Annotated in this window: 15 protein-coding genes; 6 read left to right on the top strand and 9 right to left on the bottom strand. The window is 67.3% G+C overall.

Annotation, left to right across the window (positions count from 1 at the left end):
* The first annotated feature begins 336 nt into the window (after window positions 1-336).
* Entirely contained in the window at window positions 337-3,369 is a 3,033-nt protein-coding gene (locus ACVKN3_RS00365; RefSeq protein WP_285404665.1) for a TonB-dependent receptor, read from the top strand.
* Between the two features lie 94 nt (window positions 3,370-3,463).
* Here ACVKN3_RS00365 and ACVKN3_RS00360 read toward each other — a convergent pair whose 3' ends face one another.
* Both ACVKN3_RS00360 and ACVKN3_RS00355 read right to left on the bottom strand, forming a co-directional pair.
* Window positions 3,464-4,243 carry a LytR/AlgR family response regulator transcription factor gene (locus tag ACVKN3_RS00360; protein WP_354513273.1) on the bottom strand — a complete coding sequence of 260 codons (780 nt, stop codon included), beginning with the start codon at window positions 4,241-4,243 and terminating at the stop codon, window positions 3,464-3,466.
* Complete coding sequence (locus tag ACVKN3_RS00355) at window positions 4,240-5,355, bottom strand: sensor histidine kinase (RefSeq protein ID WP_354513275.1); 1,116 nt, start codon at window positions 5,353-5,355, stop codon at window positions 4,240-4,242. Before ACVKN3_RS00355 ends, ACVKN3_RS00360 begins: the two co-directional genes overlap by 4 nt.
* Window positions 5,356-5,526: 171 nt before the next feature.
* On the opposite strand from ACVKN3_RS00355, the gene ACVKN3_RS00350 reads away from it, so the two are divergent.
* On the top strand, window positions 5,527-5,880 hold the full coding sequence (locus ACVKN3_RS00350; protein ID WP_354513277.1) for a hypothetical protein: 354 nt from the start codon (window positions 5,527-5,529) through the stop codon (window positions 5,878-5,880).
* Here ACVKN3_RS00350 and ACVKN3_RS00345 read toward each other — a convergent pair.
* Entirely contained in the window at window positions 5,863-6,645 is a 783-nt protein-coding gene (locus ACVKN3_RS00345) for a DeoR/GlpR family DNA-binding transcription regulator (RefSeq protein ID WP_285404661.1), read from the bottom strand. The two genes, ACVKN3_RS00350 and ACVKN3_RS00345, sit on opposite strands and share 18 nt — an antisense overlap.
* Window positions 6,646-6,726: 81 nt before the next feature.
* Here ACVKN3_RS00345 and ACVKN3_RS00340 point away from each other — a divergent pair, with 81 nt between their 5' ends.
* Window positions 6,727-7,323, top strand: a complete 597-nt coding sequence (locus ACVKN3_RS00340) for an NUDIX domain-containing protein (protein ID WP_354513279.1) — start codon at window positions 6,727-6,729, stop codon at window positions 7,321-7,323.
* Here the strand turns inward: ACVKN3_RS00340 and ACVKN3_RS00335 are convergent.
* Window positions 7,320-8,552 carry an HD-GYP domain-containing protein gene (locus tag ACVKN3_RS00335; protein ID WP_285404659.1) on the bottom strand — a complete coding sequence of 411 codons (1,233 nt, stop codon included), beginning with the start codon at window positions 8,550-8,552 and terminating at the stop codon, window positions 7,320-7,322. The genes ACVKN3_RS00340 and ACVKN3_RS00335 overlap by 4 nt on opposite strands.
* Before the next feature lie 176 nt (window positions 8,553-8,728).
* Here ACVKN3_RS00335 and ACVKN3_RS00330 point away from each other — a divergent pair, with 176 nt between their 5' ends.
* Both ACVKN3_RS00330 and ACVKN3_RS00325 read left to right on the top strand, forming a co-directional pair.
* Window positions 8,729-9,061, top strand: coding sequence for a hypothetical protein (locus ACVKN3_RS00330; RefSeq protein ID WP_354513283.1), 333 nt, complete (start codon window positions 8,729-8,731; stop codon window positions 9,059-9,061).
* A 55-nt stretch (window positions 9,062-9,116) separates the two neighbouring features.
* Window positions 9,117-10,235 carry a hypothetical protein gene (locus tag ACVKN3_RS00325; RefSeq protein WP_285404657.1) on the top strand — a complete coding sequence of 373 codons (1,119 nt, stop codon included), beginning with the start codon at window positions 9,117-9,119 and terminating at the stop codon, window positions 10,233-10,235.
* A 24-nt stretch (window positions 10,236-10,259) separates the two neighbouring features.
* Here the strand turns inward: ACVKN3_RS00325 and ACVKN3_RS00320 are convergent, their stop codons facing one another.
* Both ACVKN3_RS00320 and ACVKN3_RS00315 read right to left on the bottom strand, forming a co-directional pair.
* Window positions 10,260-11,444: an AI-2E family transporter gene (locus tag ACVKN3_RS00320; RefSeq protein ID WP_354513285.1), complete on the bottom strand. Its 1,185-nt coding sequence runs from the start codon at window positions 11,442-11,444 to the stop codon at window positions 10,260-10,262.
* Window positions 11,445-11,517: 73 nt separating this feature from the next.
* Entirely contained in the window at window positions 11,518-12,714 is a 1,197-nt protein-coding gene (locus ACVKN3_RS00315; RefSeq protein ID WP_354513286.1) for a DUF2252 family protein, read from the bottom strand.
* Between the two features lie 561 nt (window positions 12,715-13,275).
* Here ACVKN3_RS00315 and ACVKN3_RS00310 point away from each other — a divergent pair.
* Window positions 13,276-14,655 carry a cation:proton antiporter gene (locus ACVKN3_RS00310; RefSeq protein WP_354513288.1) on the top strand — a complete coding sequence of 460 codons (1,380 nt, stop codon included), beginning with the start codon at window positions 13,276-13,278 and terminating at the stop codon, window positions 14,653-14,655.
* On the opposite strand, the gene ACVKN3_RS00305 is transcribed toward ACVKN3_RS00310, so the two are convergent.
* Genes ACVKN3_RS00305 through ACVKN3_RS00295 form a run of 3 tightly spaced genes read right to left on the bottom strand, consistent with a single transcriptional unit; the run spans window position 14,645 to window position 18,898 of the window.
* Window positions 14,645-15,733, bottom strand: a complete 1,089-nt coding sequence (locus ACVKN3_RS00305; protein ID WP_285404653.1) for a lipocalin-like domain-containing protein — start codon at window positions 15,731-15,733, stop codon at window positions 14,645-14,647. The genes ACVKN3_RS00310 and ACVKN3_RS00305 overlap by 11 nt on opposite strands.
* Window positions 15,733-18,243 carry an FtsX-like permease family protein gene (locus ACVKN3_RS00300; RefSeq protein WP_354513290.1) on the bottom strand — a complete coding sequence of 837 codons (2,511 nt, stop codon included), beginning with the start codon at window positions 18,241-18,243 and terminating at the stop codon, window positions 15,733-15,735. Before ACVKN3_RS00300 ends, ACVKN3_RS00305 begins: the two co-directional genes overlap by 1 nt.
* Window positions 18,236-18,898: an ABC transporter ATP-binding protein gene (locus tag ACVKN3_RS00295; RefSeq protein ID WP_036141683.1), complete on the bottom strand. Its 663-nt coding sequence runs from the start codon at window positions 18,896-18,898 to the stop codon at window positions 18,236-18,238. The genes ACVKN3_RS00300 and ACVKN3_RS00295 overlap by 8 nt, the downstream gene beginning before the upstream one ends.
* Between the last annotated feature and the right edge of the window lie 29 nt (window positions 18,899-18,927).

Here is an 18,927-nt window from a genome sequence, read left to right as displayed (position 1 = left end):
CATAAACGTGCGGTCGTAATTATTTGAGTAATTTCTAGGAATGATTCGTAGGAAAAACGCCCGATTTGAGTGAAATGAAGGTCAAACAGGCCATTTCACGCGTTATTCGTGCGCAAGTGCCCATACCCATGCGGATTTTCCGACGCTGCCTGGCTTGACCCTTTTCAATTGTTACGCCAATGTTGCGTCAAGCCGCTCAGTGACGCGGTGCAACATTGCCATGCTGTCGATGCCGCACGTTCGGGGGAATGTGCGGCACCACATCGCAGTCATGGTGGTTTCGGCCATCGGCCGATTTTCCGGTCCGTCACGGACCCATCTGGGGAAGCTTCGTCCATGACTTCACGCTACATCACCTCGTCGCGCATGCTGCGCCACACCGCCCTGGCCATGGCGCTGGCCGTGGGTTTCGGCAGCACGGGCACGGTCTTCGCGCAGTCGACCACGGGGTCGATCTTCGGCCAGGCCACGCCGGGCAGCACCGTGCAGGCGGCCGGCAGTACCGGTGTCACCCGCGAGGTCACCGTGGGCCAGGATGGCCGCTACCGCATCGGCAGCCTGCCGCTGGGCAGCTACACGGTCAACGTGATGCAGGATGGCAAGGTCGTCGATTCCCGCAAGGATGTGGGCCTCACCGTCGGTGCCGGCTCGGAGGTGTCCTTCGCCGGTGCCGCCGCGGCCAGCAACGCCCAGGCCCTGGATTCGGTCACGGTATCGGCCAATGCGCTGCCGGCGATCGACGTCTCGTCGGTGGATTCGCGCACCGTCATCACCTCCGAGCAGCTGGCGCGCCTGCCGCTGGGCCGCAGTGCCGAAGCCATCGCGCTGCTGGCACCCGGGGTCGTCACGGGCTCGGGCGATTTCGGCCGCGTGGTTTCGTTCGGCGGTGCCGGCGTGTCGGAGAACGCTTATTACATCAACGGCTTCAGCACCTCCGACCCGCTGAAGAACCTGGGTGGCGTGTCGCTGCCGTACGGCGCGATCGACCAGCAGGAGGTCTATACCGGCGGCTACAGCGCCATGTACGGCCGCTCCGATGGCGGCGTCATCAGCCAGGTCGGCAAGCGCGGTACCAACGAGTGGCACTTCGGCGCGCAGGTGCTGTGGGAGCCGAAGTTCGCCCGCTCCACCCTCGGCAGCCAGTATTTTCCCGACGGCGCATTGCCCGAAGGCTACAGCTACACCGATCCGTCGCTGGCCGGTTCGATCTACCGCAACCGCCAGGGCAATACGCAGTGGACCCGAACCGTCAGCGGTTACGTCGGTGGTCCGCTGATCAAGGACAAGCTGTATCTCTTCGTGGCCGCGGAAACGGAGAAGACCGAGGGCACGTCCAGCAACACCGCGATCGCCAACCCGATCGCCAACAACCACTACACCTATAACCTGCCCAAGTACTACGCCAAGCTCGACTGGAACATCAACGACGCCAACATCCTCGAGCTGACCGGCATACGTTCCAATGACGAGCGCAGCGGTGCGTACTACAACTACGACTACGCCACGCGCAAGGCAGGGCCATTCACCGGCACCTACCCCAACAGCACCAAGGACGCGTCGAAGTACGCGATCGCCAAGTACACCAGCTACATCACCGACGACCTCACGTTCTCGGCGACCTACGGCAAGAGCCGCACCGACGACCTGGTGAACAACCCCGGCGATGACGGCATCACGCCATTCATCAATCGCCCCGACCTGCAGGATCCGGCGGCGAACGGCGGCACGCCGATCTCGAACAGCGCCACCACCACCACGAAGAACGCACCCGACGCGAACAGCAAGACGCACGGCCTGCGTGCGGACCTGGAATGGCAGGTCGGCGACCACCGGCTTACCGGCGGTATCGACAACATGAAGTTCAACGGCCACAACGAAGGCCAGACGACGACCGGCCCGGGTTACTACTATCGCTATCGCCAGACCAGTGCACCGGATCAGGCCATTTCGGAAAGCCTGGGCGTGGGCGCGCCGGGTGGCGACGGTTATTTCGTCGACAAGCAGATCTTCAGCACCATCACCAGCATGGCGGTCGACCAGAAAGCGTATTACCTGGAAGACAAATGGCAGGTCTCGGACCGGTTCCTCTTCACGTTCGGCCTGCGTAACGACAAGTTCAAGAACTACAACAACAACCACAAGGTGTACGTCGATAGCGGCAACCAGTGGGCGCCTCGCCTGGGTGCGTCGTGGGATGTCTTCGGCGACTCGTCGCTGAAGGTGTACGGCAACCTCGGCCGTTACTACCTGGCACTGCCCAACAGCGTGGCCATCCGCGGCGCGTCTTCGTCGACCTATACGGATGAGTACTTCACCTATACCGGTATCGATCCGGTCGGCAACCCGACGGGCCTCACCGCCCTGGGCCCCGGCCCGGTGTCGTCCGGCGGCGAATACGGCCAGGCCAACGATCCGAAGTCGATCACGGCGACCGACCTGAAGTCGCAGTACCAGGACGAGGCCATCCTCGGCTTCGACAAGACGCTGGGCGACCAGTGGGTGGGCGGCATGAAGCTGACCTATCGCAAGCTGCAGACCGCCATCGACGACGTGTGCGACACCGGCAGGATTGCCGACAAGCTTCAGACCGAGGGCGTGGACCCGGCCAGCGTGACGATCCCCGGCTGCGTCATCTTCAACCCGGGCGAGACCAACACCTTCAGCCTGGCCAATGCCGACGGCAACGGCCGCACGCGCGTGCGCATGTCCACCGACGACTGGGGCTTCACCTCCGGCGCCAAGCGCAAGTACTACGCGCTGGACATGTACATGGAGCACCCGTTCGACGGCAAGTGGGCGTTCCGCGCCGACTACACGTTCTCCCGGAGCTTCGGCAACACCGAAGGCCAGGTCAAGTCGGATATCGGCCAGGACGACATCTCCAAGACCCAGGACTGGGACTCCAGGGAGCTGATGATCCACAGCAACGGCCTGCTCGCCAACGATCGTACGCACCAGTTCAAGGCCTACGGTTCCTACCAGCTGACCCCGGAATGGATGTTCTCCGGCTCCATGCGGATCACCTCCGGCGCGCCACGCTCGTGCCTGGGCTATTTCGGCCCGGACAACGACGATCCGATCGGTTATGGCTCGGCCTACCACTCGTGCGCCGGCAAGTTGTTCGCCCCGGGCGACACGCGCCTGCCCTGGGTGAAGCAGCTGGACCTGGCGGTCGAGTACCGTCCGTCGTTCGCGGACCACAAGCTGGCCTTCGGCCTGTCGGTGTTCAACGTGACCAACGAGCGCAAGCCGCTGCTCGTGGACTCCACGTACGAGGACGACAAGTTCACCGTGTCCAACACGTACGGTGCCGGCATCTACTACCAGTCGCCCCGCTACGCGCGCCTCACGGCCACGTACGACTTCTGACGCCATACCACGCATAACAAGAAACCAAAGGCCATGGACGGCCGCCATTGCAGTCTCCCCTCGCCGCCGTGCCGAACGGTGGCGCTTTTTTGCGTCAGTCGCCCGCGTTGCTTCCCGGGGACAACAGCCGCATGAAGGACGCCTGCTGGTAGCGGCTCATGCGCAGCTTCTGCCCGGTGTCCATGGTGACCACGTGGTACCCGTTGAACCACGGCTGGATGGTGCTGACCCGGGCGACGTTGATGATGGCCGACCGATGGATGCGGGCGAACCGTCGTGGATCCAGGCGCTCGGCCAGGGTAGCCATCGTCTCGCGCATCTCGTACTCGCACGAGGCCAGGTGCAGCCGCACCGTGTTGCGTGAGGCCTTGATCCAGACGATGTCGTCGACATCGACCAGGGTGATGTGCTCGTCCACGCGGACCGGAAGACGCTGCAGGTAATCCTTGCGTTCGCGTAGCGCGTCCAGCACCTCCTGCATTTGAGGCACCACCGCAGCGCCCCCGCGCGCGTGCAAGCGGGCCTTCGCGCGACGCAGCGTCTCGGCAAAGCGGTCGCGACTGAACGGCTTCACCAGGTAATCGACGGCGTGCGCCTCGAACGCGCGCACGGCGTAGTGCTCGAACGCGGTGACGAAGACGGTGGCGGGCATGCGCGATGCACCGATGGTTCCCACCACGTCCATGCCCGTCATGCCCGGCATCTGGATGTCGAGGAACACCAGGTCCGGCGACTGCTCCCGGATGGCACGCGCGGCGGACAGGCCATCGCCGTACTCGCCGACGATCTCGATGTCGGCATCCTCGCGAAGCAACCTCACGATCGCATGCCGGGCCAGCGGCTCGTCGTCCACCACCAGGGTCGCGAGGCTCATGCGGGCATGATCTCCGGCATGTCGTCGGCGTCGTCCAGCTCGCGATAAGGCAGGTGGATGCGGCAGGCCACGCCTCGGGGCCAGATCATGTCCAGGCGCAGCCCGGCGTCGTCGCCGTACAACTCGCGCAGCCGAAGGGCGGTGTTGCGCAGGCCGATGCCGTGGCCGGATGGCGTCGCTTCCGGTCCGGCCCGCTCCAGGGTGCTGTTGTGGTTGCGCACCTCGATGACCAGGCTGTCGCCTTCGTGCCGGACATCGACCTCGACCCGGTCGTCGCCCACCTGCTCACCGATGCCGTAGCGGATCGCATTCTCGACGATGGGCTGCAGGATCAGGCTGGGCACCGCGCATTCCACCGTGTCGGGCTGCACGTAGATCCGCGTGGACAACCGGTCCTTGAAGCGCATCTGCTGGATGCCCAGATACAGGTCCAGCAGGACAAGTTCGCGCCGCAGCGTGATTTCCTGGCCGTCCTGGTCTTCGAGCAACGCCCGCAACAGGTCGCTCAGGCGGATCAGCATGTCCTCGGCGGACAGCGCATCCTCGCGCAACAGCGTGGCGATCGCGTGCAGCGTGTTGAACAGGAAATGCGGCTGCAGCTGCGATTTCAGCGCGTGCAGTCGCGACTGCGCCAGTTCGCTGGCGAGGCGGCTGGCCTCGATCTCGCGCCGGGTCTTTTCCTCATGCAGCTGCACGCTCTGCTGGATCGCCAGCAAGGCCCAGTAGGTGAACAACCCCGTGCCCATGTGCCGGGTGAACTGGTGCAGCTGCTCGCCCAGGCCGCTGGGCTCGAAGAAGGTGGACACCACTGCGCCGATCAGCATGGACAGGAAGGTGACGACGATGCTGGCCAGCGCATGGATGCCGACCCCGCGCATGCGAAACGCGGGATCGAAGCGGTAGCGCGCGGCAAGACGAAAGACCAGCGGCGCCAGCGCCGCCCAGCTGTACCACTGGATCAGCGACCAGCGCAGGTAGGTGACGGCATCGAACCCGTGGCTGTCCAGGTCGTCGTGGATGGAACGCTGCACCGCGAACACCACCGCAACCACGGTCCATACGCCCAGATAGCGGCCCAGGCCGATGTCGAGGGTTCCAAGCCGGACCTTCATGGCGATATCCACGGAAAAGAGAGCCCAGTCTTGGGCGCCTCGCGACGCGCGTCAACGCCGGTGTGCGCCGGCTACGATTCGTCCGCGCACCGCGACGATTCGTCCCGCGGCGCTACGCAAACGACCGCGCAAGCGCTCTGCTTCGGACCAACATCACGCCGGAGCTGCCCCATGTCGTCCATCCGTATCGCCCTTGTCTGCGTCATCGTCCTCGTCGCCCTGCCCGCGGCCGCCGTCGAATCGCCCGCCCGCGTCTCCGCGTCGCGCCTGTTCACCGTGATAAACGCCACCTTCGACACCGCGACCGCGCTGGGCGTCGCACCGGCCGGTAGCGGTGCCTTCGCCGAGCTGCCGCTGGATCCGCCCCTCCAGGGCGGACGCACCGACGCCACGGTGCGGCTACCCGCCGGCGACTGCCTGCGCGACTTCCGGGTGACCTTTCGCAACAGGGCCGCCTTGACGTTCCCCGGTATCGATGTATGCCGGGGCAGCGGCCTGCGCCTGGATTCAGGACGGCGTAGCTGACCGCGGCCCCTGGGCCACCACGACGGAAACGCCTGCCTGGGCCAGTGCCCGGCGCAGCGTATCCGGCGCGGCATCATCGACCACCACGCTCTGGGCCATGTCGATACCGCCGATGACATAGGGCGACGCCGCGCCGAGCTTTTCGGTGGACGCCAGCACGACCACGTCGGCGGCCCGGGCGGCAAGCGCACGCTTCATGTGCGCTTCCTCGAGGTCGCCCGTGCTGAACCCCTCGGTGGGATGCACGCCGGTGACGCCCATGAAATACGTATCCGCACGGATGCGCGACAGCGCCTCCACGGCGGCGGCCCCGACGGTGACCACGGAATGCTTGAACAGCCGTCCGCCGATCAGCACCACCTCGATGCGGGGGTGCGCAGCCAGTGCCACGGCGACGCTGGGACTATGCGTCACCACGGTGGCCTCCAGCGCGGGTGGAAGACAGCGCGCCATCTCGACGCAGGTCGTGCCGCCATCGAGGATCACCACCTGTCCAGGCAGGATCATGCTGGCGGCACGGGCGGCGATGGCCCGCTTCACGCCCATGTGGATGTCCTGCCGCTGCACGAAGTCGCCCATGGCTGCCGAGGCCGGCAGCGCGCCGCCATGCACGCGCTGGAGCAGCCCTTCCGCCGCCAGTTCGCGCAGGTCGCGACGCACCGTGTCCTCGGACACGCCGAAGGCGTCGCTCAGGGTCTTGGCAATCACCTGCCCGTCCCGCTGGAGGGCGGCGAGGATGGCCTGCTTGCGGTGGGTGGTCAGCATGGTTGCACGAACTTCATTGACATTGCACGAAACTGCACGTTACCGTGCAACCCCCTCGTTGTCGAGTCCCCAGGTGCCCCCATGCCCCCACTTGCCGACCGTGTACGCATCGTCGAAAGCCACGTGCTCTCGCACGACTGGTACCTGCTGAAGAAGACCGTGTTCGATTTCCGTCGCTCCGACGGCAGCTGGCAGCGCCAGCAACGCGAAACCTACGACCGCGGCAACGGCGCCGTGGTGCTGCTGTACAACGAGCGGATGCGCACCGTCGTGCTGACCCGGCAGTTCCGCTTCCCCGCGTTCGTCAACGGCTATGCGGACCTGCTGATCGAAGCACCCGCCGGGCTGCTCGACCATGCCACGCCGGAGGAACGCATCCGTCTGGAGGTGGAGGAAGAAACCGGCTATCGCATCCACGACGTGCGCAAGGTGTTCGAGGCGTTCATGAGCCCCGGGTCGGTGACCGAGAAACTGCACTTCTTCGTCGCCACGTACGAGGCATCGGCCAAGGTCGGCAGCGGCGGTGGCATCGCCGCCGAAGGTGAAGACATCGAGGTGATCGAAACGCCATTCGACGAGGCGTTGGCCATGGTCGCCCGCGGCACGATCGTGGATGCCAAGACGATCATGCTGTTGCAGCACGCCGCCCTGCATATCTTCGGCACCACGCCGCCCTAGGGCAACGCGAGCTCGGCCAGTTCGGCATCCGACCATTCGCCGCGCGCTTCCTTCGCCAGCACGCGATCGGCGCATCCGGTTTCGGCCAGGTCGAGCACGAACGGGTCCACCCGGCGGCCTTCGACGATCGAGTAGAAGACGCGGACCAGCGGCTGGGTGAGCGCTTCGCGCGAGCCATCCAGCACCACGGCCAGGCGTCCCGATTCCAGCCGTACCAGGGCGCCGGTCGGATAGACACCCACCGTGCGCACGAACGCGCGGAACAGGCGTGGGTCGAAATGGCCCTTCCAGCTCGCCATGCGCTGGACGGCATGCGCCGGGTCCCAGGCTTTCTTGTACGGCCGTTCCGATGTGATCGCGTCGTACACGTCGCAGATCGCGGTCATGCGTGCCAGCCGGGTGATCTGCTCGCCGACCAGCCCGTGCGGGTAGCCGGTGCCGTCGAACTTCTCATGATGGTGCAGGCACGCGTCCAGTGCCTCCGGATCCATGCCGCCGCGGCTCACCAGCAAGCGATGGCCCAGTTGCGGATGCCGGCGCACCTGCGAGGTTTCCGTCGCGCTGAGTTCGGCCGGCTTGTTCAGCACATCCAGCGGAACCTGCGACTTGCCGACGTCGTGCAACAAGCCCGCCATGCCCGCCGCGCGCACGCGCAGCGCATCCAGGTTCATGTGGCGGGCAAAGCTGAGCATCAACGCCGCCACGGCCACCGAATGCATATAGGTGTAATCGTCCGCCGTCTTCAGGCGCACCAGGCTGAGCAGGGCCGAGGGATGCGATTCGATCGAGCGCGACATGTCGTCGACCAGTTCGCGCGCCGCCGTGGGATCGATGCCGCCGCCGAGGCGCGCCTGCTGGAACATGCGTACCACCACACCCCGTGCGCGTTCGCACAGCGCCTGGGCGGTGAGGACAGGATCGGGTACGGCAGCCGCCGGGGGGCACCGCGGCTCCACGGCCATCGCGTCGTTGGTTGTCGACGACGCGGCGCTGTCGGCGACGTCCGCCCTGGCGACAGCGGGAAGTTCACCCAGCCCCTTGGCCGTATCGATCCAGACGGTGGCGACATCCAGCGAACGCAGCGTGGCCAGGTCGTCGGCGGTCTCCAGCAGGAACTTCGTGCGCCAGAACGGATGCGATACCCAGGACACGCCGACGTCGTGGACGAACATGCCAAGCCGGAGCTTCCCGGTCGGAATCTCTCTCAGCGACGACCCACGCGTCCCCATCGCCCTGCCCCCTCGACTGTGACCCCCGTCACATTTGCAGGCTATCGGCATCTCGCCGGGCGGCCTGAATAGGCCAAAAGTCATGGGTCGACACCCCGAACCGTTCGCAAGACCACGCGACTGTCATCTGGAATCCTTAGGATGGGCTCAGGTTCTTGCTGGCTGCGAGGCGTCCCATGTCCCACATGATGCTGTTGAGCGTCGCCGCCGCGGTCGGGGTCGTGATTGCCCTCGTCGCGACACGGGCACCGTTGGCCTCGCGCACGGCGACCTGGGCGGCGGCCGCGATCGGTCCGGCCCTTGCCTGGATGGCCTGGCGCCTGTTCGATGTCTTGCCGCCCCTGGGAGCCTCACCGGAAGCACGTGATCTCATCGAAAGCCTCGACCTGTGGCTGCTGGCAGCCGCGATCGTGCTCGGCCTGGCCGCGCTCGGCTGCGCGCTGCGCCTTGGACGCGTAGGGGTTGCACGCGCGACACGGCACGGTCCCGCGGGGTATCCCGCGCGCTGACACGCGGGGGCAAGAACCGGGCGCTACACTGCGCCTTTCCTGTCAAGGCAAGCACGTGAATCCCAACGAGCCGGCCGTCGCCGATGGCGAACTCACGGCATTGCGCCTGATCGACATCGCCTACAGCATCGATCTTGCCCACGCCGAGCGGCTATGGGCCGAACGCTCGGGCCAGGCCTTCAATCGCTCGCACCTCTCGACGCCGCCCAAGGCCGTGTCCTTCGGTGTCGCGCCGCTGTGGTTGGCGCTGGGCGAGATCGCCTTTCCGCTCGCCGACCGCGATGCCACCGCCCTGCTGTCCGTACGACTCTACGATTTCGGCGTGGCGGCGCTGTCGTTACGCATCGCGGTGAAGAACCAGCCGTGGGAGGTGTTCGCGCGCGACGTGGAATCACTCGACGCACGCGTCGGTGCCGGGGCCGACCCCGCCTTCTGGACCGACCTGCTCGCCCGCGTGCGCGACGTCATCCTGCCCTCGCTGGACCGGCCGGCCACCAGCGCCATCGACGAGGACTACCTCATCGCGACGGTGCATGCCTTCGACACGCCCCTGGATGCGGAGTCGCTGCGCAGCCGGATCGACCTGACCCAGGTACTTTCCGGCGAAAGCCGCCCCCTTTCACGGGCAGCGCGCAACGAACTGCTGTCGCGCAGTTTCTCGTATTACGCCGACGACCTGGTCGTGCTGAACTGGGATCGCGCCTTCATCTACGAACCGCGCCGCGACACCGACGTGGCCGACGTGATCGAGGTGGCCAATGCGCAGCTGGTGGAGCTGCGCTACTACGACACGTTGCTTGACGACGAGCTGCCGCTGATGTACGACCAGGTGGAAAACGCACGCACTGCGGCCTCGCTGCTCGCATCGCGCCGCTTCGCCTACCTCGCACGGCGCCTCTACACGCTGGTGGCGGAGGTGACCGAGCTGACCGAGCGCGTGGACAATGCCCTGCAAGTCACCGAGGACGTCTACCTGGCTCGCGTGTACAGCAGCGCACTGTCGCTGTTTCGCGTGCCGACGCTCAGTGCCTCGGTGGACCGCAAACTGGCGATCGTGCGCGATACCTACGCAGCGCTGTACGAAGAAGCGTCGAGCCGGCGCTCCGAACTGCTGGAAATCGCGATCGTCGTCCTCATCGTGGTCGAGATCGCGATTTCCCTGTTGCGACTCTAGCCCGCTGTGTGACGAACCTTTTCTTCAAGGGTCGATGCCGTGCTTCTCCCCTTCCAGGAAGTGGCCGAAGGCGGCAAGCGGGCGAATGCGATCGCAGACGATCTTGGTGATGGCCAGCATGGGCACGGCCAGGATGGCGCCCGGGACACCCCACATCCAGTCCCAGAACAGCAGCGCCACGATGACCAGCACCGGATTGAGGGTGAAGCGCCGGGCCAGCAGCATCGGGGTGACCGTCTCGCCTTCGATGATGTGGATGGCACCGTACAGGACCATCGGCATGAACGCCTTCCAGAGCGGATCGAGGCTGAGCATGCCCACCCCGAGGAAGGTCACCACGCCCACCAGCGGCCCGAGGATCGGGACGTAGTTGAGCAGGAAGGCAACCGCCCCCCACAGGGCGGCGTCAGGCAGTCCGAGCGCCCACATGGCCAGGCCCGTGGCCACGCCCACCGCCGCGTTCATGACCGTGATCGTCACCAGGTAGGACGACACATCGGACTCGACCTGCTGGGAGATGTCGATCACCTGACGCTTGTCCTTGAAGCGCGGCATCACTTCCACCAGCCGGCGCAGGAAGGTGTCGCCGGAATTGAGCAGGAAGAACAGCACCAGGAACGTGGTCAGGAACTCCGAAGCGAACGTCTGCACGCCGGAAAGGATGGTCGACTGGATATCCGACGAGCCCGTGGCGATGGGCGCCGCCTGTTTCTCGTCCGCCGCGCCGGCACCGGCGCTGGCCGGGGAGCCACCACCCACCATCCCCTTGGCGTGGTCGAGCATGCCCTTGAGGCTGTCGAGCGGGCCGCTGATCACCTGCACACGCTGCTGCAGGCGCGGCAGGCCTTCGGGCAGGCGCTTGGCCCAGTTGCTCGCCGGGCCGCTCAGCGCGCTGCCCAGACCGGCCAGGATGCCGAACAGCGCCAGGATCATCAGCAGCGACGCCAGCACCCGGGGCACCTTGATCCGCGCCAGCAACCGCATTACCGGCTGGAGCAGGAGCTTGAGGATGAAGGCGAGCACCACGGGAAGGATGACTTCCTTGGCGACGAAGGCGCCTGCCAGCACGGCGAGGATGAACAGACCACCGAGGAACACCGTCTTCGGATCGCTCGGCAAGGGCATCTCGGCGTCGTCGACGGCGGAGTCCAGCACTTTGGAAACCTCCGGCTCGACCGTCGGCTTCGTCTGTGGCGTGCTGCTGTTCATGGGTTCCCCTGAGACCTTGGTTGATTTCGGTGCGGAGTGAAGCACCTCGTGTGAGGGCGCCGTGTGAAAGCCGTCAAGGCGCTGCGGTGGCGTAGCGCCGGCAATGTTCCAGGTAGCCTCCTTCGTGCGCCTGTACCAGCTCGACCACGCTGCGCCACAGCCACGACGGCGCATCGATGTTCGCCGGCCGGTTGCGCGCGAGTTCGCCCAGCCAGGTGCGGCGTTGTTCGCGGGTGAGTTGCGCCGCGTGGGCACGACCGACCACGTTGCCGAGGTAACGCGCCACATTCATGGCCTGGTCGCCGTCCATGCGCTCGATATCGACCTTCAGGTCCTGCGGGCGCAGTTCGCGCACGAAGACCGACCTTCCCTGTACCCGGCCACCCAGCATGCGCTGGCCGAGATTGGGCGCGAGGTGCAGCGCTCCCTCCCTGACCCGCGACGCGTGGTCGCGTGGCATGACGGCATCGGTGCTGCGGGGCGCGGCCGCGCGCAGGGCTTCCTTCACGTCGACCAGGCACAGCTCGCCCTTGCCCTGCCCGACGCGAACCAGCAAGGCATAGCGCAGGCGCCCAAGCGAACTGCATCCCTTGACCCAGTACTTGGCATCGACCAGTTCGATCGCGGCATCGTCGGCACGATGCACGATCTGCGTCACCAGTGAGCGCATGCCCTCCGTGGAAACCAGCGCATGCAGTTCCTCGCGCTCCTCGGCCGTGACCGGCCAGAAGCGACGCCCCTCGGGAATGACGGGGTGGCTGCCCTCGATGCGCTCGCGCGCCAGATCCTTCCAGCGACGCTTGAGCGCCGTCTTCATCACCAGCTTGATCGCGTCCGGTCGTTCGACCACGCGGTAAACCTTGCGGCCGCTGCCCATCGCGCGTTCGTAGCCGTCGATCAACTGCTCCACCATGTGCGCCGTGACCACCCCCGGCAGGTCGGAGCCGCGCGCCGCGGTGGCGAGCGACACCGCCAGCCGGACGATGTCGTGCGCGGGATTGCCGATCACGGACTGGTCGAGGTCGCGGATCTGGATATCGATTCCGCCTTCCATGTCGGCCACGGGACCGATGTTGCTGACATGGCAGTCGCCACAGATCCACATGTCCGGCCCCTTGGGCAACGCGCGCCCGGACTTCTCCAGCCATTCGTAGAACTGCACCGTATTCCCACGGACGAACGCGTGCGCCGACTTCGCCATCTTCAGGTTGCGCAATGAGGCCAGCCGGGGAGCCCGCTCCTCCGGTGTGCGTGGAATCGTCTTCACCATGCTTGCCTCGTAAGTTCTTGCGCCCCATCGTGACGCGCATGCAGCCGCTCAGATTGACTATGCAACGGTGAAGCCTTCGAGACGGCTATACGGCTCGCATTGACCAGAGACTGCTGGGAATGCTTGCGGTCATTGGCGGGCGACGGCAAGGAGGCGTCGGGGGGTCACCCTCTGCGCTCGGGCAGCGGCCGCAAGCGGCCGAACTCGCTCAGAGGATGCCCCCCCGACACCTCCCTCACGACTGAGGTAACGGGTCGGGAAAACAACGCTCGCGACATCGCGCGCGGCCGATTCTCCAGGGCTCAGCGCCCTAGGTTGCCAACACTTTGCTCTCCACCCAGATGGCCTCTGGTGTCGCAGAGGCGGCGGGTGGTTACGCTCTGAGCGAGTTCGGCCACTTGTGGCCGCTGCCCGAGCGCAGAGTGTGACCACCCGGCGCCTCGTCGCCGCACCCTGCGAGTGACGGCAGCTCCGGCATCGACGTCGCAACAAGCCGCGACCATGCACGGATAGCCGCAAATATTCGCGGCTGTTTCATGCCCCAGGCTCCATGCTGCATCCATGGGCTATCTGGGTTGGATCATCTTCTTCGGCGGGTTGCTGGTCGCCACCTCGGCCAGTGCGGGATTTATCCGGCGAAGCCCGATCACCACGTTCGCCATCTATCTCGTCGCCGGTGCCGTCGTGGGCCCGGCCGTCCTCTCGCTCACCGCACTCGCCTTCGACGGTCGCAGCACCGGTTGGCTTCGTCCGGCGACCGAGATGGGCATGATCGTATCGTTGTTCATCACGGGGCTGAAACTGCGCCTGCCGTTCACCGATCCGGGCTGGCGCATGGCGGTGCGCCTGGCGCTGCCGGCCATGGTGCTCACCGTTGGCGGCGTATGCGTCGTAGGGCATGTGGTGTTCGGCTGGCCGTGGCCGCTGTCGCTTGCCCTCGCCGCCATCCTGTCACCCACCGATCCGGTGCTGGCCAGCCTGGTGTCGGTCGACGATGCACGCGACGACGATGCGCTGCGGGTGGGATTGTCCGGCGAGGCGGGCCTCAACGATGGCACGGCCCTGCCCTTCCTTGTCCTTGCGCTGGCCTGGATGACAGGAGAGGCAACAGGCGATCCGGGCTTCTGGCCGCACTGGTTCACCGTGGAACTGGGCTGGGACTGGGTCGGGGGTATCGGCATCGGTTTCCTGATCGGCTGGGGCCTGGGCCACATCGGCACCCGTTTTCGCCATGCGGCACAGGGCGTCGCGCCGAGCGACCTGCTCGCGCTGGGCACCATGGCCCTTGCCTACGGCGCAGCAGAGGCGCTGCATGGCTCTGGCTTCCTCGCCGCGTTCGCCGCGGGCGTGGGCTTGCGCCGCGTGGAGATGGATGTCACCCATGGCCATCCGCCGGTGGACGACAACGCCGAGGCACACGACGAAGACGGCATTCGCGCACCGGCGGAATTCCTGGTCAATCCCAACGAGCGCACGACGGCGGAAGCGGAGCATCCGGCGCAGGCGGTCGGCTGGGTCGTGTCCGATGCCATGTCCTTCGGCGAGACCATGGAACGGCTGATCGGCGCGGCGATGGTGTTCATGGTGGGCATCGGCGTGCTGCCGCTGTTCACCCTCGACGGGGTGTTGCTGGCGGCCGCCTTGTTCTTCGTGATCCGGCCGCTGGCCGTGTGGATCGCCACCATGCGTTCGGGTGCGCCATGGCAGCGTCGGTTGTTGTTCGGCTGGTTCGGCATCCGCGGGCTGGGTAGCCTGAACTATCTGGCGTACGCCCTCGTCCACGGCCTGGCGGGACCGCAGGCACGCACTGCGGCCGCCGCCGTCCTGACCGTCGTCGCGCTCAGCATCGTCGCGCATGGCGCCAGCACCACGCCGCTGATGAATTGGCGCAGCCGGGCACTCGCCCGGCACGAAGGTGAGAAAGGCGAAGCTAGAGGCTGACTTTGCCGCCGTAGCCCACCAGTTCCAGGTAGCCGCGCCCACCCTCGGTCTGCACGGCTCCCTCCCAGTACACCGGGCCGCCCGTGCGACGCGTATCCAGTTCCTGGTCGTCGAACAGGGGACGCAGCGTGAAGCGACGCGGTCCCGACGGCAGCGTCACCGTGATCTCGGTCTCGACCGGATACGCCGCGGCGGTGCGCGGCGAGCGCCAGCGACGACGCGGAGCAAACACGACATCCGCGGGACCGAGCACCGTCACCTTGCCGTCCGCGGCCCGCAGGCTGCCGCCGGCCCACACGGCGTGGCCCTGCGCATCGCGCACACGGAAGACGGTGAGGGCACTGCCGTCATCCATGTTCAGGCCCGCCCAGTCCCAGCCGACCGACCTCGGGTCCAGCAGGCTGGACGACCATTCGCGATCGAGCCACGCCTCACCGCGTACCGTTTCCTTGTCGCCGCCGCGCGAAAGACTGCCCGAAACCGCGAGGTGCGGCAGGCTGAAATACGCGCTGGCTTGACCGGTCGCCGGTCCCTTGCGGCTGTAGCCCGCATCGCCCTGCAACAGGGCCGGCTGGGTCGGCGTGAGCGTCAGGTCCAGCGCGAAAGTCTCGCCATGCACCTGCGTAGTGAATCGGCCGTCCGCCTCGCGATGCAGGCGCCAGTCGCCCAGCGTCAGGTCGGCGGCTTCCGTCGACGCGCCGGCCAGGCCGAATCCTTCGCGCGCCAGCCGCTGTGCGTCCAGGATATGGCCGGTGGCGGGATCGGACAGCGCCACGTGCCCGATGATCGCCTGACGGGGTGCAAAGCGGCTGGGGTTGCCATCGTCGAACGGCAAGCGGGAGCGGAAGAAGGTGACCTGGAAGCCAACCGGACCGCCGCGCGTCTGCAGCCATCCGGTGACGTACCACCATTCGGTCTTGTAACCCGGATGCGCCGCGTGGTCGCGCGGGAGCACCACGGTCGACACCGGCGAGACGGGCGTGTACGCCACACGATCGCCCGCCGGGCACGAGCCGACGGTCAAGCCCGCGCCGACAACCATCCACAGCGCCAGCCGGCGCGGCCATATCACCCGCATCACCAGTCCTCCCGCACGGCACGCACGGCATCGGTGGACAGCACGCGGCGTCCGACCAGCAACGCCGTGCCTCCCGTCGCGACGGCCAGTGCAACGACGACACCGCCGAGCAACGGCCACGGCAGCAGGGTATCCATCGTCCAGTGGAACGATTGCGGGTTCACCACGCGGATCAGCACCTGGCTCATGGCCAGGCCCAGTACGACACCGGCCACGCCGCCGACCAGTCCCAGCAGCGTGCCTTCGATCAGCAGCATGCGCGCGAGGTCGCCGCGCAGCGCCCCGACGTGACGCAACATGCCGAACTCGCGGATGCGCGACAGTACCTGCGCGCCGATGGTGGCCGCCACGCCGGCCAGGCCGACGCACACCGCGATGCCCTCGAGCAGGTAGGTAATGAGGAAACTGCGGTCGAACGCTTGCAGCGCCGTGCCGCGAATGTCCGCCGGTCGGCTGATGGTCGCCGCCGTGCCGCCTGCCTGCGCGACCACGCGCAATGCGTCCGCCACGGCATCGACAGGCGTACCCGGCATCACGCCGATGGATACGCCACTGCGCGAACGGTCGCCCGTCAGTCGCGTATACATGCGCTCATCGATGACGATGGCACCCTGCTGGCGGGCGTAGTCGCGCCACACACCGGCCACGGTTGCCCGCGGCGATCCCGGCAGCGGCAAGGTCAGCGTATCGCCGGGCAACCAGTGATAGATGCGCGAGGCGGGCTCGGACACCCAGACCGGCAGGCTGCCGGACGGAGGCGACCGCTGTGGGCCGATCAGCGCCAGGCGAGCGCCCGGCCCGTCGAGCGTCCTGACCACCAGCGTGACCGCGGGTCGCCGGGCATCGAACTGCAACGGCACCTCTTTAAGGGTGCCCAGCCAAGCGACGCCTGGCACGGCGCGCATGCGTGCCTGGGTCGCGGCATCGAAGCTGCCGCCCGCGCCCGTCCCCGCCACGACGTAGAGGTCGGCCTGCAGCACATCGCCCAGCCAGCGTTCCACGGAACCGCGGAAGCTGGTGACCATGACCGCCATCGCCACCGTGAGCGCGGTGGAGGCGAGCACGCCCGCCAGGGCGACCGATGCCTGCGACGGCGCACCCCACAAGCGTGCCGCCGCCAGCCGGAACGCCACGGAGCGTACGGGGAGGTGGCGTAGCGGTGCCACCAGCCAGCGCGACAACCAGGGCATCAGCATCACGCCGCCGGCCAGCAGCAGGGCCATCGCGATGTATCCGAACAACGCTATGCCGCCGACGGCGGGCAGCAACGAGGCACCGAGTGCCGCGGTCAGGAGCACAAGCGCCGGCAGCACCCGCGCGGGCATACATGGATCGACGGCATCGCCGGCGTTCTTGATCGCGATGCCCGGCGCGATGCGCGATGCCGCCAGTGCGGGCACCATGCTGCCCAGCACGGCCGCGCCGACGCCGAGCGCGCCAAAGACGAGCGCTGGCCAGGGCGCGAACACCAGCCGGGGCGCCTGGCCATGGAAGTATCCGCCGCCCAGGTCGCCGCCGAGCAGCGTCAGCGCCAGCTGGGCCAGGCCCAGACCCAGACCGATGCCTGCCGCCGCACCGAGCAGGCCCAGTGCCAGCGCCTCGCCCAGGATCTGGGCGAGCAGGCTACCCTTCGCCATGCCCAGTACCCGCAGCAGGGCCAGTTGCGACCGTCGGCGGGCCACCGAGAGGGATTGCGCGGAATAGACCAGGAAGCCGCCCGTGAGCAGGGCGATCAGCGCCAGCATGTCGAGGTTGACCCGATACGCCGCGGACAGGCCGTCGTTACGGGCGACATCGCTGGCGGTATCGGCGATCACCACATCGGCAGGAAGCACCGCGCGGATGGCCCGCCGCACGGAGGCGGCATCGGCCGATGCCGCCAGATGGACGTCCAGGCGCTGCAGCCTGCCCAGGGCGGCAAAACGCCACTGCGCCGCAGCGATATCCATGACCGCCCGTGGCTGCGCGCCATCGGGAAGGCTGCCGGCAAGGCGCACGCGGCGGCTGCGTCCATTGGCCGAAAGCGTCACGACATCGCCCGGCGCACGGCCGACGAGCTTCTGGGCGCCCTGGGAGAGGTAGATCGCGTCACCGGCAAGCAGGCCGCCCATGGCACCTGCATCGATCGGCCCGGCGCCCTGTCCGGCGGGTGCCGGGCGCAGCAGGTCGACGCCCTCCAGCAATACCGGCGTCGTGCCGTCGAGGGTGGCCGGCAACACCACCACGGGCGATACGTCGATGTCGGCCAGGCGCGCCACCCGCGGATAAAGCATCTCGTCGAAACCCAGCGGACTGGCCGAGCGCAGGGTGAGATCCGCCGCTCCGCTGACCGAATGCACGGCCTTGTCGAACTCGCCCAGCGCCGACGCGTTGATCAGGTGCACCGCGAAGCCGAGCGAGACGCCCAGCGCGATGGCCAGCACCGCGGATAACGCGCGTCCCGGATAGGCGCGCCACTCGCTGCCGAGCAGCCAGCGGCCAGCCAGGGGCAGCAGCCGGCGCTCAGCCACGCGGCACGAGACCCTGCTGCGACAGCACGAGCGTGCGATCCGCCGCGGCCGCCGCCACGGCGGAATGGGTCACCAGCAGCACCGCGGCGCCGGCCTCGCGCACGCGCTCGACGAACAACGCGAGCGTGCGCGCTGCGGTCTCGGGATCGAGGTTGCCCGTGGGTTCGTCGGCCAGGATCAGCCCGGGTCGGTGGACCAGGGCCCGCGCGACCGCCACGCGCTGCAATTCGCCACCCGACAGTTCCCGCGGATAGGCGCCACCGCGACCACCCAGGCCCACCGCCACGAGCATGGCTTCCGCGGCGAGCAGCGATTCGCCCGCTTCGCGTCCCTGCAGGGCCAGCGGCAACGCCACGTTGTGCGCCAGGTCCAGGTGCGGCAGCACATGGAACGCCTGGAACACGAAGCCGATGCTGTCGCGACGCAGCGCGGTGCGGCCATCGTCGTCCAGGCCGGCGATGTCGGTGCCGCCGATACGCACCTGCCCCGCATCGGGGGTATCCAGACCCGCGATGAGGTTCAGCAGGGTGGACTTGCCCGCACCGGATTCGCCGGTGACGGCGACGAATTCACCGGGGGCCAGCGCCAGATCGAGGCCATCGAACAGCGTGCGCCCTCCGGGTACCGTCTTGACCAGTCCATCGACCCTGAGCATCCGGTATGACCTGCGGAAAACCCCAGTGT

It is taken from the genome of Luteibacter sp. PvP120 (assembly GCF_054055715.1).
The sequence above is the reverse complement of the archived record's forward strand: the minus strand, read 5'-3'. Positions and strand labels throughout refer to the sequence as shown.

What these genes read in the sequence shown, in the direction of transcription:
- ACVKN3_RS00365 (WP_285404665.1), top strand. Translation starts at nt 337, where the DNA reads ATGACTTCACGCTACATCACCTCGTCGCGCATGCTGCGCCACACCGCC.
- ACVKN3_RS00360 (WP_354513273.1), bottom strand. Translation starts at nt 4,243, where the DNA reads ATGAGCCTCGCGACCCTGGTGGTGGACGACGAGCCGCTGGCCCGGCAT.
- ACVKN3_RS00355 (WP_354513275.1), bottom strand. Translation starts at nt 5,355, where the DNA reads ATGAAGGTCCGGCTTGGAACCCTCGACATCGGCCTGGGCCGCTATCTG.
- ACVKN3_RS00350 (WP_354513277.1), top strand. Translation starts at nt 5,527, where the DNA reads ATGTCGTCCATCCGTATCGCCCTTGTCTGCGTCATCGTCCTCGTCGCC.
- ACVKN3_RS00345 (WP_285404661.1), bottom strand. Translation starts at nt 6,645, where the DNA reads ATGCTGACCACCCACCGCAAGCAGGCCATCCTCGCCGCCCTCCAGCGG.
- ACVKN3_RS00340 (WP_354513279.1), top strand. Translation starts at nt 6,727, where the DNA reads ATGCCCCCACTTGCCGACCGTGTACGCATCGTCGAAAGCCACGTGCTC.
- ACVKN3_RS00335 (WP_285404659.1), bottom strand. Translation starts at nt 8,552, where the DNA reads ATGGGGACGCGTGGGTCGTCGCTGAGAGAGATTCCGACCGGGAAGCTC.
- ACVKN3_RS00330 (WP_354513283.1), top strand. Translation starts at nt 8,729, where the DNA reads ATGTCCCACATGATGCTGTTGAGCGTCGCCGCCGCGGTCGGGGTCGTG.
- ACVKN3_RS00320 (WP_354513285.1), bottom strand. Translation starts at nt 11,444, where the DNA reads ATGAACAGCAGCACGCCACAGACGAAGCCGACGGTCGAGCCGGAGGTT.
- ACVKN3_RS00315 (WP_354513286.1), bottom strand. Translation starts at nt 12,714, where the DNA reads ATGGTGAAGACGATTCCACGCACACCGGAGGAGCGGGCTCCCCGGCTG.
- ACVKN3_RS00310 (WP_354513288.1), top strand. Translation starts at nt 13,276, where the DNA reads ATGGGCTATCTGGGTTGGATCATCTTCTTCGGCGGGTTGCTGGTCGCC.
- ACVKN3_RS00305 (WP_285404653.1), bottom strand. Translation starts at nt 15,733, where the DNA reads ATGCGGGTGATATGGCCGCGCCGGCTGGCGCTGTGGATGGTTGTCGGC.
- ACVKN3_RS00295 (WP_036141683.1), bottom strand. Translation starts at nt 18,898, where the DNA reads ATGCTCAGGGTCGATGGACTGGTCAAGACGGTACCCGGAGGGCGCACG.